The following is a 16,280-nucleotide window of genomic DNA, read 5'->3' as shown; positions in this document are numbered from 1 at the left end:
TAAAGTAAAGACAACTACACGATTCTTTTTGCCAAGCCATTTAAAAGTAGTGATAAAACTAAATGATAGTATGAGAACATAGCGGTCACCTATAAATTTATTCTTATAGGTGACTAGCTATTTTGGTTATCATAGGAGCTAACTTTACAGCATAGAACTCGTTTTACATACTGAAAAACTGATTGTTTTCTATTTTGCTATTTCCATATTATTTGCAATAGCTATTAGATCTTCTTGAGTAATATTATCTGATTCAGTGGTTATGTTGTATAAAATAAACTGGCCATTCCTGTTTTCAAACCAACTTAGTATTTTTTCTTTATTAGTCGTATATAAACTTTCATTTGATTCAACGTAAAATGCATCATATCCGTCTACCGTAAATTGCTTAAAATCCTCTCCCATATACGATGTCATTGAAACTACATCATCTGTAAGAAGGTGATATGATATAAGAATTTCGTCATTTGTATTTGTTCTATAAATCAAATTTGGTAAGTTCCATAAGTTATTTGGTTCTTTAGAAAAAGACCCTAGATTATCCCATGTGATTTTTTCTGTAGTCTTAGTTGATCTAGTCTTTAGTGTATCGTAATATTTTTCAGCCATCTCAGGCTCAACGCCACCAACTACCGTTTGGTAATGCGCCGCTTTAAGCGTCATTCCGTTATATAATGCTTGAGGTATTTTGTATTGTGAAAAGTAATCATCCATATGATTTTGCCAATCTTCCATACTTATTTCCTCAGGATTGTTGATGGTCGCTAAAGAAAATGAAACGTTCTGACCATTATCCAACGCAGAGCTGTACATAATTGCAGATTCCCCAGGCTTCAATGATTTACGAATATCTTCAACCGTGTTTTGTATGTGTTCTTTTTCTTGCAAGCTAGGGATGTCAATGATTGTGTCATCTGAAATGTTAAATTCAAAGCTATCAAATGTTAATTCGTAAATAATATTGGCTGCGAAAGCAAAACCAGAGAATAACAATAGACACGCCATAGCGATAGCAATCTTGCTAAACCTTTGATTTCGGATTCCTTTCTTATTGGTATGGTAATGTTTAAAAACAAGTTGTGCATTGTTTTTTATGCTTTCCGGCTCTTTTATACTACTTGCTGTTTTCTCGAATTCACTTTTCAATTCCTTCTCAATGAACATGTAATGACGCCTCACTTTCAGTTGGCAATTTCTTATTTCGAAGATTTTTTAATGCATGATGATGCCTTGATTTTGCTGTTCCAATCGGAATATTTAATGTGTTTGCAATTTCTTCAAAACTGTTGTCATGAAAGTATCTAAGTACAATGACTACCTTTAATTTATATGGCAGCCTATTAACATGCTGTAATAATTGGCTATTCATTTCATTTGTTATCATTGTTTCTTCTGTTGATCTAGGACGTTCTTCGATTGAAAATAACTGATTTTTCTTATCAAGATTAAATTTCCTCCAAAGCTTTCTATTCCAATTAGCTGTTTGTTTAACGATTAGACCATTTAGCCACGAATAGAAAGGTTTGTTCATATCGTACTTTGGAATGGATTTAATCAATTGAATATACACTTCGTTTGCTACATCATTCGCATCTTGTTTGTTATTCACTAAAAAATAAATAGTTCGATAGACATGATGGTGTATTTCTTCATAGACAATTTCGAAAGCTTTTTCGCTTCCAGTTGTCAACTCCTTTAACCAGCTATGTAATTCTTCATCAGTCATATTAGAGCCTCCTTTTTTCTCTCTCTCTATTTATTGGCTCGATTGCAAGAAAAAGTTCAAAAAAAATAAGGCTTTTTTCATCTTGTTCTACTGTTCATTAATAAACCACAGCAAAACTTAGTGTAATAAAAATGTCATCGTATAAAAGAAGAAAAAATGCCGCGAAGCTGTAACTGTATCGTGTTTATTTCTTAGTACGTCATACAATAAACATTGGGAGATCATTAATCTATAAGGCTTTTTTCATCCCGTTCTAATGTTCATTAATAAACCACAGCAAAACTTAGTGTTATGAAAATGTCACCGTATAAAAGAAGACAAAATGCCCCGAAGGTGTATTTGTACCGGGTCTTACTTAGTATGCTACATATCATGCACACACAACTACAAATAAAATAATATTATTAAGAAATAATAGTTTAACAGATTTCTAATGATGAGCAAGTAGGAGTATGTTACGAGGAAACGTTAATGTTGATGGATGGCTACGATAAACACAAATAACAAAAAAACAGCTGACAAGGTATCAGCTGAATATGGTTTTTATATTTGATTTTCATTGTTTGGAAACAATCTTGACCTTGTAAGAAATCTTACTCCTTCTGGGCCTTCTAGAGAAAACATGCCTCCTCGACCTTCGACAACATCAATAATTAATTGAGTATGCTTCCAATATTCATATTGCTGTTTGTTCATATAAAAAGGAGTTTCTCCAATATCTCCTAAATATACATCCGATTGACCGATTAAAAACTCATCTCTTGCATAACACATTGGTGAACTACCATCACAACAGCCACCTGATTGATGGAACATAAGAGGTCCATGTTTCGCTGTTAGCTTTGCTATAAGATTTAGCGCAGTTTCAGTAGCTATCACCTTTTCAAGCATTAGTAGAACCCTAACGCCTTTGGACTATAACTTACTAGTAAGTTTTTCGTTTGCTGGTAATGAGAAAGCATCATTTTATGATTTTCACGCCCAATACCAGACATTTTATATCCTCCAAAAGCTGCATGAGCAGGATATGCATGATAGCAGTTTGTCCATACACGACCAGCTTCGATCTGACGCCCAAAGCGATAAGCTGTATTTATATCTCGCGTCCATACGCCTGCCCCTAAACCGTATAACGTATCATTGGCAATTTGTAATGCTTCTTCTTTATCTTTAAAAGTTGTAACCGCTACAACTGGTCCGAAAATCTCTTCTTGGAAGAAGCGCATATTATTGGTACCTTTAAAAACAGTAGGCTCAATATAGTAGCCTCCTTGTAATTCACCCTCAAGTATATTTCTTTTCCCTCCAGCTAGTAATTCTGCTCCTTCTTGGTTAGCAATATCGATGTATGACATTATTTTTTCTAGCTGCTCTGATGAAGCTTGCGCACCTATCATTGTATTCATATCGAGAGGGTTACCTTGTTTAATTGCTTCTACTCGTGACAAGACCTTCTCCATAAAAGGTTCATAAATAGATTCTTGAATTAGAGCTCTTGATGGACAAGTACAAACTTCACCTTGATTTAGAGCAAACATTGTAAAGCCTTCTGCTGCTTTATCTAAAAAGTCATCCTCTTGTGCCATCACATCTTCAAAGAAAATATTTGGCGATTTACCGCCTAATTCGAGTGTCACAGGGATAATATTATGGGACGCATATTGCATAATCAACCGTCCAGTCGTTGTTTCTCCAGTAAATGCTACTTTTCCTACTCGATCACTAGTTGCAAGTGGCTTGCCAGCCTCAACTCCGAAACCATTAACAACATTCACAACACCTGGAGGTAGTAGATCTTGAATTAACTCCATAAGTACCATGATGGATGCTGGAGTTTGCTCCGCTGGCTTTAGAACGACACAATTTCCAGCAGCGAGTGCTGGTGCAAGTTTCCACGTTGCCATTAATAGAGGGAAATTCCAAGGGATTATTTGACCTACAACCCCAATTGGTTCAGGGAAGTGGTATGCTACAGTGTCTTGATCAATTTGTGCTAAGCTTCCTTCTTCTGCACGAATACAGCCAGCAAAATATCTAAAATGATCGATCGCTAATGGTAAATCAGCAGCTAATGTTTCCCGAACAGGTTTCCCGTTTTCCCATGACTCTGCAACTGCCAATTTCTCCATATTTTCTTCAATTCGATCAGCTATTTTATTTAATAGATTTGATCGTTCAGTGACGCTCGTTTTTCCCCAAGTATGCTTTGCGGCATGTGCGGCATCTAAAGCTCTGTTAATATCTTCGCCATTAGATCTAGCAACTTGACAGTACGCTTGTCCAGTGATCGGCGTCATATTATCGAAATATTCACCACTTACAGAAGGGACCCACTCTCCACCGATAAAGTTATCATATTTCTTCTTAAATGTAATAATTGAGTCTGGCGAACCAGGATTTGCATAAATCAAATGTTCATTCCTCCTATCAATAAGTTAATTTTGATAAGGAAATAGTGTACTTGCTAATTTTCTAAAACTTGTTTCCCTACCAATTCTATGATATTCGAGGGATTTTGTACTTATTACATTAATTAAGTAGCATTAAAGAATGTGATTTACGTGATAAGGATCTATTTTACGGAAAATGGTTGATGATGCCAAGTTGTCACGTAACTATTAATGGTAAAGCTGTTGTGAGAAATATTGTTATGTTTTGGAAGAGGGGAGTGGTACAATATGAAAGTAGTTTTTGTAAAATAATAATAGAAGATATTGAAGGGCCATATAACCACCTTGTTGGTTCCTATTGCATACTTAGTACACAAAAAAATAATAGTTTAATTGTAAAGTTATAATCAATGATAAGGTCGGGTGAAGTCATTGAGTAATATAATTTGTAAAATAGATAATGTATCTAAATCATTTAATGATTTAACAATAATCGAAGGAATATCGTTAACTTTGTATAAAGGTGAAGCGGTTGCTGTTATAGGGAAAAATGGTTCCGGAAAAAGTACATTACTTAAATTAATTACAGGTCTTATTGTGCCCTCAAAAGGAACAATTAACTTGCCTTCTAAACGAGTTGGCTATGTCCCTGAACAGTTTACATGTAATATTCGCATGACTACATATGAATATTGGTATCATTTAGCTAAAATTCACGGGTATAGTCGACAAGAGATAGATACAAAAATCATGGAATTACTTAATAGATTTGAGTTGATTCATGTAAGAGACAAGCAAATTCAATCATTCTCAAAAGGAATGAAACAGAAAGTAAGCCTTATACAAGCGTTAATTCATGAACCTGACATCCTCGTTTTGGATGAGCCGCTATCAGGTTTAGACCGGAGAACGCAATCATCCTTGGTAGAAAATCTATTAGCAATTAAAGAAACTGGTACCTCAATGGTCTTCTCATGTCATGAAAAATCGATAGTTGATGAATTAGCAGATAAGGTGTTGTACATAAGTAATAAAAATGTTAGTAGTGAAAAATCATTAATAAATGAAGAGATGGATGCTTATGAGATTATTTGTAAAATTTCGCAGAATAGCAACGAAAATGCCTTAAATGAATTAAATGATGTATATCACTATTCGATGGTTGGGGATGATCAAATAAAAGTAACGGTAAGGGCACAGGATAAGGATCAACTGTTACTAGATCTTTTACAACAAGGTCATTCAATCATCTTAGTAAGTAAATTAGATGTATTATAGGAGAACTAGTATGGTATATTTATCACGTTATTTTGTTATAACATATTTTCGGTCATTTCGTTTTATTCCCCCAGTAGCTGTATTTTGCTTGTGGGTTGTAATATTTTATACTTATAGTCAAAAGGATATAATGAATAGTTATTTAATATCTAGCATCGTCTTATATTTAATTTCTGCTTGGCTAACACATTCGATGTTTCATCGAGAGGATCACTCTGAAAGAGCAATAATTTTAACTCATATCAAATCAAAAATGAAATTTTTATTAAGCAAAAATATCGCTGTGTTGGTGTATGGTAGCCTACTTATTATTTTTGCAATTGTATATCCACTTATTTTAAATGGATTTCTAACAACCCCGTCAATTTCAGTAATCATCGTCTCGATTATTAGCCATGTATTACTTTGTCAGTTGGGTGTGATCGTAGGCAAGTTTTTTGCTGTAACAAAACATAGTCAATATCATTGGTTAGCTACTTGTCTTGTACTAATGGTGTCACTAGTAACCGAAGCTGTTGCTAATGGTATACCAACCTTTTTAGCATGGATCTTGTGGTTGCTCCCTCCAATTAATAACATTGTCCATATACATAATTTTGGTGATTCCTTTATAATAAATACAACGATCATTCAAAACTATATCATTGTTATCAGTTATATTATTATTGCCTCGAGTATTATCGTATATCGGTTTAAAAAGTTTGAATATTAATAAACTAGTAAAAAAATCTACATTCGTTGCTGTTAGCGGATGAAGCTGCTTTTATAAGTCAAGGTTAGGAGAAAAATATAGATGGGTTATGTAGAAGATTTAAGGAAGGTTATAGGGCATCGTCCTATTATACTTGTCGGCTCAGTTGTTTTGCTAATAAATGATCAAGACGAGATATTACTTCAAAAAAGAAAAGAACCATATGGTGTTTGGGGGCTTCCAGGTGGGTTAATGGAACTAGCTGAATCAACAGAAGAAACAGCTAAAAGGGAAGTTTACGAAGAAACAGGTCTTACTGTGGGTAACTTAGAACTTATTAATGTTTTTTCTGGAAATGAAAATTATTGCAAATTACAAAATGGGGATGAGTTCTATGTTGTAACAATTGCATATTACTGCAATGATTTCAGTGGTGTGGTAAAAACAAATGAAGAGGAGGGGTTAGAAACAGTATTTTTTCCATTACGTTCACTTCCTGAGAAGCTAGTAGGTAGTCACCGCAAAATGGTTCAAACATATATAAAAAAGTACACAAGCTTGTAGTATTAAGCAAGTATTGATGCTAATATTCACATAAATATATGGATGTAAATGTTAATCACCATGTATATATTAATAACAGCAGAATGAATGTAACCAACTGAGGAAGACTAAACACCGATTTACTAGGTTGTTGTTATAATTGAAGAAATATTCGTTTTGCCAATGAGGGACCTAAGACGATCAAAGTAACAAAATTCCAGTGAGGTCTAAAGGGGTCTACCCCCTTTAAATAAATCGATTGTTGGGAGATTTATAGGGTTATTCAAAGTATTATTGGATTACGAATTAATGCTTGTTTAAAATATATAAAGCTTGTAAAATGAAATTAAGTGTAACGCTTGTGTTTTTTATATAAATATGTAAGCGTTAACATTAAATGGTGTACTTCGATTTTATTAATCATAACAAGGGGGAGAAAGGTTATGGAAGTGAAGGTAATTTCAACCAGACGGATAATTATGATAGCGTTGTCATTGTTGTTAATGAGTAGTTTTGTTACTCCTGCTAACGCTGAAGTAAGAAATGTGCAAGTATGGTTAACGACAGCTGATCAACAGCAATTACTTCAGCAGCAAAATGATATTGAATTTTCACTAAACAACAGCGTAGAGGGTGTAACGATTCAAGTTGATGAAAGTAAGGAATATCAAGTAATGGATGGATTTGGGGCAGCGATGTCTGGGTCTTCAGCATGGCTTTTTAATCAAAAACTAAACGATTGGCAACGAAACGCGATATATAACGATCTATTTAGTTATGAAGGTATTGGTTTAAGTTTTGTTCGCCATACTGTAGGTGCATCAGATTTTTCTTTAGAAAGCTACTCATATGATGATATGGCAGCAGGATTAACAGATCCGAATTTAGCAAAATTTTCCATTGATAAAGATAAACAAAATGTAATTCCTATGTTAAAAGAAGCATTAGCGATAAATCCTAATTTAAAAATTATGGGCACGCCCTGGAGTGCACCTGGTTGGATGAAAGATAATGGATCATTAAATGGGGGTAAACTTCTTCCGCAATACTATGGTGTATATGCACAGTATCTTGCAAAATATATTAACAGCTATCAAAATGAGGGACTTCCTATTTATGCAATGACCATTCAAAATGAGCCACATCATGAAACTGCTGGCTATCCGAGTATGAAGATGGAAGCATCTGAACAAATTGATTTTGTCAAAAATCATCTTGGGCCAACTTTTAATAGTCAAGCAATTGATACGAAAATACTTAGCTGGGATCACAACTGGAATGAATATGATTATCCAATAGAAGTAATGAATGATGAGGAAGCAAAATCTTATTTGGCGGGTAGTGCTTTTCATTGTTATGGCGGTTCCCCCGAGCAACAATCTTTAGTGCAAAATGCTCACCCGGACAAAGGTATATGGTTTACCGAATGTTCAGGAGGGGAGTGGTCAACTGATTTTGGAGATAATTTAGCATGGAATATGTCGAATGTAGTAATCGGTTCGACTCGAAATTGGGCGAAGTCAGTTCTGCTATGGAATCTAGCATTAGATGAAAACTTTGGACCAATTAATGGTGGTTGTACAGATTGTCGTGGTGTTGTAACGATGAACCAACAAACAGGTGATGTATACAAAAATGTAGAATATTATGTGCTTGGTCATATTAGTAAGTTTGTTAAACCTGGTGCAAAAAGAATAGATACTAATTACGATAACGATATTCAAAACGTTGCTTTTAAAAACACAGATGGATCAAAAGCCTTGTTAGTTTTAAATAATGCTAATACCCATCAAACGTTCACTGTCAAAGAGGGAGACGAATCATTTAACTATACTCTGCCAGCAGGAGCAGTAGCTACTTTCTTATGGAACTCAAATAATGATAGTAATTTGATTGCAAATGGAGATTTTGAATTAGGAGCATTGAATAATTGGCAAAGCTGGACACCAGAGGGACAAGACCCAGTTCACAAAGTTGATACAGACTATCCAATGTCTGGAGGGTATAAATTGACTCATTGGCAATCTTCCCCTTATCAACAGACGACATATCAACATATTAATGTAGTGAATGGAGTTTATAAAGCCTCGGTTTGGGTCCGTTCAAGTGGAGGTCAAAATACGCTACGTTTAGAAGCAAGTAATCACGGTGGTTCCACCCTTTATGCAAATATTGGATCATCCTCAATAGGTGATTGGACGAAATTTGAAATAGATAATATCGATGTAACGACAGGCACTGTTACTATTGGTGTATACTCTGATGGAAATGAGCATAATTGGGCAGCCTTTGATAATATTCAACTAATTAAGAAGTAAAATAATTTTTATAGGTATATACAAAGATGTTTTTTAGAAATAACTAGGCTTGACCTTTGTGGTTTTATACAAAACGATATTGTTGTATAACAAGCACCCTTTAGATGGGCACAGCAAAAATCTATCTAAAGGGTGCCTGTTGAATAAGTAATAACTACAGCTACAGGTTTAAATATGAGGTAAGAGAAATCATGAGTAAGAAGACCTTCACAGAGAATCAAATTAAGTAACTAACAACTTATTCTTATGATGATTATAAGCTAAAAAGCGATCACGTAAGCGGCCAATATAAGTTGTTTATTGGGGAAAAAGAGAGAGGTATTCCACTCTTACAATTCACTGTTTTACTCTCCAAACTACACACTTTACTGTCCAAACTCACTGTTTTACTATCTAAACTCCACGCTTTACTGTCCAAACTCACTGTTTTACTCTCCAAACTCCACGCTTTACTGTCCAAATCACTGTTTTACTCTCCAAACTATACGCTTTACTGTCCAAACTCACTGTTTTACTCTCCAAACTACATACTTTACTATCCAAACTCACTGTTTTACTGTCCAAACTACACACTTTACTGTCCAAACTCACTGTCTTACTCTCCAAACTACACACTTTACTGTCCAAACTCACTGTTTTACTCTCCAAACTACATACTTTACTGTCCAAACTCACTGTTTTACTCTCCAAACTACACACTTTACTGTCCAAACTCACTGTTTTACTATCTAAACTACACGTTATTATTACTCTTACTAAATCAACAAAGTAGCAGCATCTAGAAGGCTTTAAGTTGTTATATTAGAACTTTGTTCATTTTTAATGTTATATATTGTAAGTCAGCGTTGTGCAGAAAAAAAGATGTGACGAACTATAGTTATGTAGGTGTTTATTTCTTCGTAGGAAAAAACAGTCAATGCTAAAACATCCTATTTAAAAGAAAAAATACTACGAACTCTAAGTGTAAACAAACTATTTCTTCGTAAGAATTGTGAAAGCACCCATAATTTATAACAAAATAAACAGACTAAATTTACGAAGTGATTTAGTCTGTTCATTATGATATTCTAAGATGCTGTCTTCGGTTTTCTAATAAGAAACAAATGCTAACGTTCCTAATACGATAATTAACAAAATGAATAGGACAACAATTAGCGCGAAGCCAGAGCCGAAGCCCCCGCCACCGTAACCGTAGCCTGGTGCTACGCCACCGTATCCACACATAAGCTCAAACCTCCTTTCTTGTGTAGTTAACTCCTTTTAATTAAATACTCTCCCGAATTTAACATTATTTTACATTTTTGTGTTAGGGAGGTGATTATATCACCTCACAAAAAATGAATGATAGAAGCTTTATCATGGGAAGGATAGAAAGTACAATTGAGTAAATGTGAAGTATGATTGGTTGAATTAGGGAGTTTTTATGCTGTGTAGATTAGGAATTAATAAAATCCTTGGCTACAAGCACAGCCGATGATAATCAAGAGCACAAAAAGTACAATAACTAAGGCAAAGATACCGCCAAAATTACTCATAATTACCATTCCTCCTTTCTTGATATATTAATATTTTATGGAATTATTTAAACTCTGATTGTACGTTTAGACATGATGAAAACATACATTTTTAGATATTTTAATTAATTGATTGAATATATAACGCAAAAAAACGGTGATATGGTCTTTATATCACCGTTTCACACATCTTATATTACTTAAGGCTTAACTGTTCATTAGCATGATTTCTAATCTGTTTATTGTTCCTTTAATTGTTGGAAAGCTGAAATAAGTTGCTTTGTTATAGGGTTATTCATTGATATATTCATGTTGTCAATTTTATTGACAGGTAATATTTCGATTGATGTACTCGTTATAAAAACTTCATCAGCATTATAAAGAAAATCAATATCAAAAGGATGTTCTTTTACGGATAGATCATTTTGAGATGCAATATTGATGACTGCTTCCCTTGTAATACCATGTAAAATGTGGTTTGTTGCTGGATGTGTGTAGGCAACACCATCTCTTACAGCAAATAAATTACAACTAGAGCATTCTGTCACAATGCCATTACGTATAAAGACTGCTTCGTCATAACCTGCTTCAGAAGCCTTTTGTTTTGTAATGACATTTGGTAATAAATTTAGTGATTTGATGAAACAATTCGCCCAACGAGTGTCTTCGAATGATTGAAGAGCTACTCCGTTTTGTCGTTTGACACGGTCTACATGACGTGAGGGGCGTACAGTCATTGAAAACTGTGCGGGGACTTTAGGAAATATATGATCTCTCGGTGCGATTCCCCTAGTTACTTGAATATATACTTGTGCATCTTTCAATTCCGAGCGCGTTATCCCCTCTAATATTAGTTCGTTCACTTTTTCTAGAGAAAAAGGTAAATCGATTAATATTTCCTTAGCACTCATTTCAAGTCGGTTTAAATGTGCTTTTAATAGAAATGGTTTGCCATCATAAACTCGAATAACTTCATATATCCCATCTCCAAATTGATGCCCTCTCTCTTGGATCGGTACGACCTTTTCGTTAATATCAATAAATTTATCTCCATAAAAAGCAACTTCCATGTCATCAACCTCCACTAATATTTCTTGCTCAATTCATTTTATGTAATGCATTGTTCATTAATTATGGTTTATTATAGCAATTTTGGTGTGAGGTCAACAGCTTAAAAGTCACAGTAACGTCAAATCTATTAGAATATCAAACATATTTATACCATTTTTATACTAATCGTTCTATAATTAAAAATATAAATTAATATGATTGACGGGTGAAGTCTATGAATATTAAAAAATTATACAAACTAGCATTTGAATCAGCAGGAATAGCTATGGCAATATATGATTGTCAAGGTGAGGTAGGAATACCGCTTGCAATAAATGATGCCTTTTGTAAATTTCTTGGGTATACAAGGGAAGAGCTGTGCAGCAAAACTGTTGAAGAAATTTCGCATCCAGACGACTATAAACGTGATTTACATAAAATTAGCTGTTTGTTAACTGGACATATCGATGAGATTGCAACAGAAAAAAGGTATATACATAAATCAGGACGAATCGTTTGGGGAGAATTAAAAGGTATCCTTCAAAGAAACGAAGATAAAAGCCCACAATTTGCTATAGTTCAAATTCATGATATAACCCATCGTAAAAGTATAGAAAAAGAACTATTAGAAAGTAAGGAAAAATACGAAAGCTTAATTCAAGATTCATTACAGGCGTTTTATGTTGTACGTGATGAAAAGGTTATTTTCGTAAACCCAGCTGGATGTGAATTATCAGGATTTAGTAAAGAAGAAATAATTGGTTCGAATATTTATGATTATTTTACAAAAGATCGTGTTGAACTTGCTGAGTATAATTATAATCAGCTTTTAATGGGGAATTCTTACACAAACGAAGAACAAATAGTCATAACAAATAAAGGTGAACGTGTAATTGAATATACAGCTACAAAAACGGTATATGAGGAAGAAGAAGCCATTCAAGTCATTGCACGTGACATAACAGAAAGAAAAAAATATGAAGAAATGCTGGTTAAATCAGAAAAATTGGCGTTAGTAGGTAAACTTGCAGCCGGCGTTGCACATGAAATTAGAAATCCATTAACTACAATTAAAGGGTTTACACAGTTATTACAAATGACGAAAGAGTACAATGAACAACACGCAGCTATTATGATGAATGAATTGTCTACAGTCGAAACAATCATAGATGAGTTTTTATCATTGGCAAAAACAAAATCAACATCATCTTTTGAAATGAATGATCTTCATAGCATTATTAATAGAGCTATTACTTTGGTTAAAACAAATACTGATTTACATAATATTGAACTAGGTGCACAGTTTGATGAAACTATTCCACTAGTGGAATGCGAAGATGAAATGTTAATCCAAGTATTTACGAATATTATTCAAAACGCAATTGAATCGATGGATACTGGATTTATTACGATGTCTACACATAGAAAAAATGATGTTGTAACAGTTGCAGTTGTTGATAATGGATGTGGCATACCTAAGGATAGATTGAAAAACTTAGGAGAACCTTTTTATTCAACGAAGGAAAAAGGTACAGGATTAGGGTTAATGATTAGTTATAAAATAATTGAACAACATAAAGGACAAATGTCATTTTATAGTAATCCTGGAGAAGGTACACGAGTAGAAATTATCTTACCAATCAAACAAAAAAATATTGGTCAAATCAATGAGAAGCTCTTGTAGAAAGATCTTCGTAACAAGAAAATGAGTATAACGAATCATGGAAAATTAAACCTCACAACATTCATAGTGTGAGGTTTAATTTTTTTATCTTTTATTGTTTTTTCTAGATTGCTTTTCAGTCGTTTCACTCAGTTCATTTGCGAATTCAGCCTCAGCTGCTGATACTGTTGGGTTTGCTACTTCTTTTGACACTTTATTTTGTCTCCCTTTTTTACCCAAAATAATCACCCTTTCGTAGTTGAAAAAATAAACACAATGTTAGTATGGTAGACAATTTACTTTTTACTCATATTAGATCGTGTTTTTATGTGAAAAAATAGTCATTAACACTATAGTTTCTCAGCTCTTTATTATTCGATGATAAAATTTGATCAGTATTGAACATAGGATTACCACAATAACAAACAGATTAGCGTGTACTCTATTGGTTATCCACTTATCATTAAGAATATTTTATATAGTAATTAAAGGTAAGAGTGGCGTTTGAACCCCAACAAAAGTCTAACTAAACGATAATAGTTACAGCATTGTAAACTAAATGTTAAGCTACACCGGACTATAGACCTATCATTTTGAAATAGGGCAACTTTGGATGTATATGGTAGAAAAAATGATAATTGAACAGTGTTATGATTTATTTAGACAGAAAAAGTAGTGTGAAAGGGAGAGAGAAATGATATGAAAAAATTGATAGTTGCTGGTACAATTCTAGGTTCTTTATGGTTTGGTGAAAGTGCCTTAGCTGCATCTTATACTGTTCAATCTGGGGATACACTTTCAAAAATAGCGAACAAGCATCAAACCACTTTAGCTGAAATAACAAAAGCAAATCCACAAGTTCAAAATCCTAATATAATTTACATAGGACAAGCTATCCAAATTCCATCAGCAAGTAATAAAGAATTAAGCACATGGGAAGAAAAGGCTGATCAAGTCGTGTCAACAGGAATGAAATATATTGGTGCTTCTTATTTATATGGAGCTTCAGTGACAAGAACTGATGCGTTCGACTGTTCTTCCTTTACGTATAGAGCTTTTAATGAAAATAATGGTATTAAACTGCCACGTACTTCAGTAGAGCAATCAAAGCAGGGGACACCTGTAGCGATTTCTGATATTCGAAAAGGTGACTTGATTTTCTTTGATACGACTAAAGATGGGGTCATCAATCACGTATCTATCGTCGTTGATTCAGACACAATCCTTCATGCAGGAAGTTCAACAGGGGTAACAAAAGCTGATTTAAATACTTATTGGCGTCCATTTGCAGTAAAAGCTGTACGCATCATTAATTAAGCAGGATCACCGTACCACATATAGAAAATGTATGGGCTAGGTTTTATATCCTTTTTGGTACTATCATTCAATTTATTTGGTGACAAAAGGAACAGGGTCTACGAAAAAAGAAGGCTATAGGCTACTAGAAAGAAAGCTAAACATACATTAATTTCAGAACATATTAGAAGGCTTGGATAAAGTAAATCCAAGCCTTCTTACATTGTAGTATACTGCTTTCTAAACATAAAGTTAACAATTTATAATAGCTGGTGTTTTAAAAAAATTTGTACTTCTTTTGGAGATTTAAGTACAAAAATGTTCTTGTCATTAGAAAATTGCTCCAGTCTCTTTACAATTTCAGGCCTTTTAGTTTTTGGATAATCCCAAATCCATTTAAAAAAAGCTAAGTCAAACCTTTCTTCGCAAGCTTCTCCCATATCTGGTCTCGTTTTATTTCGATACAGTAACATTCTTTTGAATGCACGATACATGCATATCGTTCTATGAATATCAAGAAAAATGATCGTGTCTGCTGAATTAAGTCTTATATCCAACGTTCCACTGTAGTTTCCATCAATAATCCATTTTTCTTTTTTCACTAAATCTTTTTGCATGGTACACTGCTCATCTTTTGGAACACTAACCCAATTAGGTTTCCAAAATAACGCGTCGAGATGATAGACATCTATTTTGAGTTCATCACCTAATCTCCTTGCTAGTGTAGATTTTCCTGATCCGCCCGAACCAATTAGTATTATTTTTTTCATGATGCTTCCCCTTGTATAACGTTCATAATGATTGTTGTTTACCCCAGATTTTATTGATAAAAAGATGATATCTGTATAATACCACTTCTTGAAGTTCTAATTAGTGATACTATAGCAATTGTTTATGAATGGCTCTTTGCGAAAACAATGTTACCATTTGTTTTCAAATTCGTACTATAAAAAGTAGATTAATAACGCTATTCATTGTTGGACAGAAGAAATGATGCCACGAACTCAAGTTGTGTAGGTATTTATATCTTAATACGAAAAACAACAATCAATGCGAAAGCATCCTTATAATAATATCAATACTTGTCTAGTTACCTGTCAAGAAATAACCCTTAATCTAATTAGTGATCGTACTTTTGATAACTTTTACTATAACACAGCAGCTCATTTTAGGTTTTATACATTTAGAACAAACCTGCTGAAAAGAGCCTTAATTAAAGATTGCTGATATGAAATTTTTTTTCTTTTGTGTAATTGGTTCCGTTGACTTTTGTTGTGTTAATATTTGTGCGTATTTGTCTTCAATTTCTTCAATTTTCTTTTCTAGTGAAATGACATTTTTTTGTAACATGTCGATTTCTTTACGATGTTGTAATAGTTGGTATGATACAACTTCATCTGCTTTCTTGTCCAAGCTTTGTTCAATGTTTTTTACTTGATCGATAAGCTGTTCCAAATCAGATTTTTGTAAGTAAGTCGTAGGTGGTTTATGATTCTCATTGACCTGGGTATTCGTATTTGATAATACTCCTTTCCGTACTTTTATTAACTGCACGTCCTTCATCACAACACCACTATTCAATTGTTTTTGAATATGGCGAAAAAATTCCTCGTCTTCATGAGTAAATAAGTAATGCCCATTATCATTTTTGTTAAATGGTAACTCAAAATATTGTATCCAGCGGCGAATTGTTTTCGGGGAAACACCAAGTTTATACGCAAATTCAGATGTATTCATTTGCTTATCTCCTCCCACACAAGTCATAGTCTACAAATTCTTTATGTATGGAAAGATTCCTTTACGTGTGACAA

Annotated in this window: 16 protein-coding genes; 6 read left to right on the top strand and 10 right to left on the bottom strand. The window is 33.7% G+C overall.

The genetic code is table 11. The features are described 5' to 3' along the window. Positions 1–189 precede the first annotated feature (189 nt). The 4 genes from SLH48_RS13910 to adh all read right to left on the bottom strand — a co-directional run bounded on the left by SLH48_RS13910 (position 190) and on the right by adh (position 4,137). Positions 190–1,164: a hypothetical protein gene (locus SLH48_RS13910; RefSeq protein ID WP_320258671.1), complete on the bottom strand. Its 975-nt coding sequence runs from the start codon at positions 1,162–1,164 to the stop codon at positions 190–192. Further along, positions 1,154–1,726 carry a sigma-70 family RNA polymerase sigma factor gene (locus SLH48_RS13905; protein WP_214481323.1) on the bottom strand — a complete coding sequence of 191 codons (573 nt, stop codon included), beginning with the start codon at positions 1,724–1,726 and terminating at the stop codon, positions 1,154–1,156. Before SLH48_RS13905 ends, SLH48_RS13910 begins: the two co-directional genes overlap by 11 nt. 543 nt (positions 1,727–2,269) lie before the next feature. Next, entirely contained in the window at positions 2,270–2,617 is a 348-nt protein-coding gene (locus tag SLH48_RS13900) for a DUF779 domain-containing protein (RefSeq protein WP_214481322.1), read from the bottom strand. Further along, positions 2,617–4,137 carry an aldehyde dehydrogenase gene (gene adh, locus SLH48_RS13895; RefSeq protein ID WP_320258670.1) on the bottom strand — a complete coding sequence of 507 codons (1,521 nt, stop codon included), beginning with the start codon at positions 4,135–4,137 and terminating at the stop codon, positions 2,617–2,619. Before adh ends, SLH48_RS13900 begins: the two co-directional genes overlap by 1 nt. A gap of 411 nt (positions 4,138–4,548) precedes the next feature. Here adh and SLH48_RS13890 point away from each other — a divergent pair, with 411 nt between their 5' ends. From SLH48_RS13890 to SLH48_RS13875, 4 genes are all read left to right on the top strand, one after another. After that, a complete protein-coding gene (locus tag SLH48_RS13890; RefSeq protein WP_320258669.1) occupies positions 4,549–5,394 on the top strand; it encodes an ABC transporter ATP-binding protein in 846 nt (281 codons plus the stop codon). 10 nt (positions 5,395–5,404) lie between these two features. After that, entirely contained in the window at positions 5,405–6,106 is a 702-nt protein-coding gene (locus SLH48_RS13885) for a hypothetical protein (RefSeq protein WP_320258668.1), read from the top strand. A gap of 81 nt (positions 6,107–6,187) precedes the next feature. After that, positions 6,188–6,649 carry an NUDIX hydrolase gene (locus tag SLH48_RS13880; RefSeq protein WP_320258667.1) on the top strand — a complete coding sequence of 154 codons (462 nt, stop codon included), beginning with the start codon at positions 6,188–6,190 and terminating at the stop codon, positions 6,647–6,649. A 422-nt stretch (positions 6,650–7,071) separates the two neighbouring features. Continuing rightward, positions 7,072–8,946 (top strand): glycoside hydrolase family 30 beta sandwich domain-containing protein, encoded by a 1,875-nt coding sequence (locus SLH48_RS13875; RefSeq protein WP_320258666.1) that lies wholly within the window; start codon positions 7,072–7,074, stop codon positions 8,944–8,946. Between the two features lie 1,089 nt (positions 8,947–10,035). Here the strand turns inward: SLH48_RS13875 and SLH48_RS13870 are convergent. From SLH48_RS13870 to dat, 3 genes are all read right to left on the bottom strand, one after another. After that, positions 10,036–10,170: a YjcZ family sporulation protein gene (locus tag SLH48_RS13870; RefSeq protein WP_214481315.1), complete on the bottom strand. Its 135-nt coding sequence runs from the start codon at positions 10,168–10,170 to the stop codon at positions 10,036–10,038. 218 nt (positions 10,171–10,388) lie between these two features. Then, positions 10,389–10,490, bottom strand: a complete 102-nt coding sequence (locus SLH48_RS13865; RefSeq protein ID WP_320210010.1) for a YjcZ family sporulation protein — start codon at positions 10,488–10,490, stop codon at positions 10,389–10,391. 209 nt (positions 10,491–10,699) lie between these two features. Beyond that, positions 10,700–11,530, bottom strand: coding sequence for a D-amino-acid transaminase (gene dat, locus SLH48_RS13860; protein ID WP_320258665.1), 831 nt, complete (start codon positions 11,528–11,530; stop codon positions 10,700–10,702). 215 nt (positions 11,531–11,745) lie between these two features. On the opposite strand from dat, the gene SLH48_RS13855 reads away from it, so the two are divergent. Next, entirely contained in the window at positions 11,746–13,194 is a 1,449-nt protein-coding gene (locus tag SLH48_RS13855; RefSeq protein ID WP_320258664.1) for a PAS domain S-box protein, read from the top strand. A gap of 84 nt (positions 13,195–13,278) precedes the next feature. On the opposite strand, the gene SLH48_RS13850 is transcribed toward SLH48_RS13855, so the two are convergent. Then, positions 13,279–13,413: a hypothetical protein gene (locus SLH48_RS13850; protein ID WP_320210013.1), complete on the bottom strand. Its 135-nt coding sequence runs from the start codon at positions 13,411–13,413 to the stop codon at positions 13,279–13,281. A gap of 459 nt (positions 13,414–13,872) precedes the next feature. Here SLH48_RS13850 and SLH48_RS13845 point away from each other — a divergent pair, with 459 nt between their 5' ends. After that, positions 13,873–14,490: a C40 family peptidase gene (locus SLH48_RS13845; protein WP_320258663.1), complete on the top strand. Its 618-nt coding sequence runs from the start codon at positions 13,873–13,875 to the stop codon at positions 14,488–14,490. Positions 14,491–14,729: 239 nt separating this feature from the next. Here SLH48_RS13845 and SLH48_RS13840 read toward each other — a convergent pair whose 3' ends face one another. Together SLH48_RS13840 and SLH48_RS13835 are read right to left on the bottom strand one after the other, a co-directional pair. Next, the gene (locus tag SLH48_RS13840) at positions 14,730–15,239 is read right to left on the bottom strand and encodes a DNA topology modulation protein (RefSeq protein ID WP_320258662.1); all 510 of its coding nucleotides are present in this window, start codon (positions 15,237–15,239) and stop codon (positions 14,730–14,732) included. Between the two features lie 439 nt (positions 15,240–15,678). Continuing rightward, positions 15,679–16,206 (bottom strand): MerR family transcriptional regulator, encoded by a 528-nt coding sequence (locus SLH48_RS13835; protein WP_320258661.1) that lies wholly within the window; start codon positions 16,204–16,206, stop codon positions 15,679–15,681. Positions 16,207–16,280: the final 74 nt, after the last annotated feature.

Origin of the sequence: Cytobacillus sp. IB215316 (genome assembly GCF_033963865.1) — a bacterium.
Classification (GTDB): Bacteria; Bacillota; Bacilli; order Bacillales; family SM2101; genus Nanhaiella; species Nanhaiella sioensis.
The sequence above is the reverse complement of the archived record's forward strand: the minus strand, read 5'-3'. Positions and strand labels throughout refer to the sequence as shown.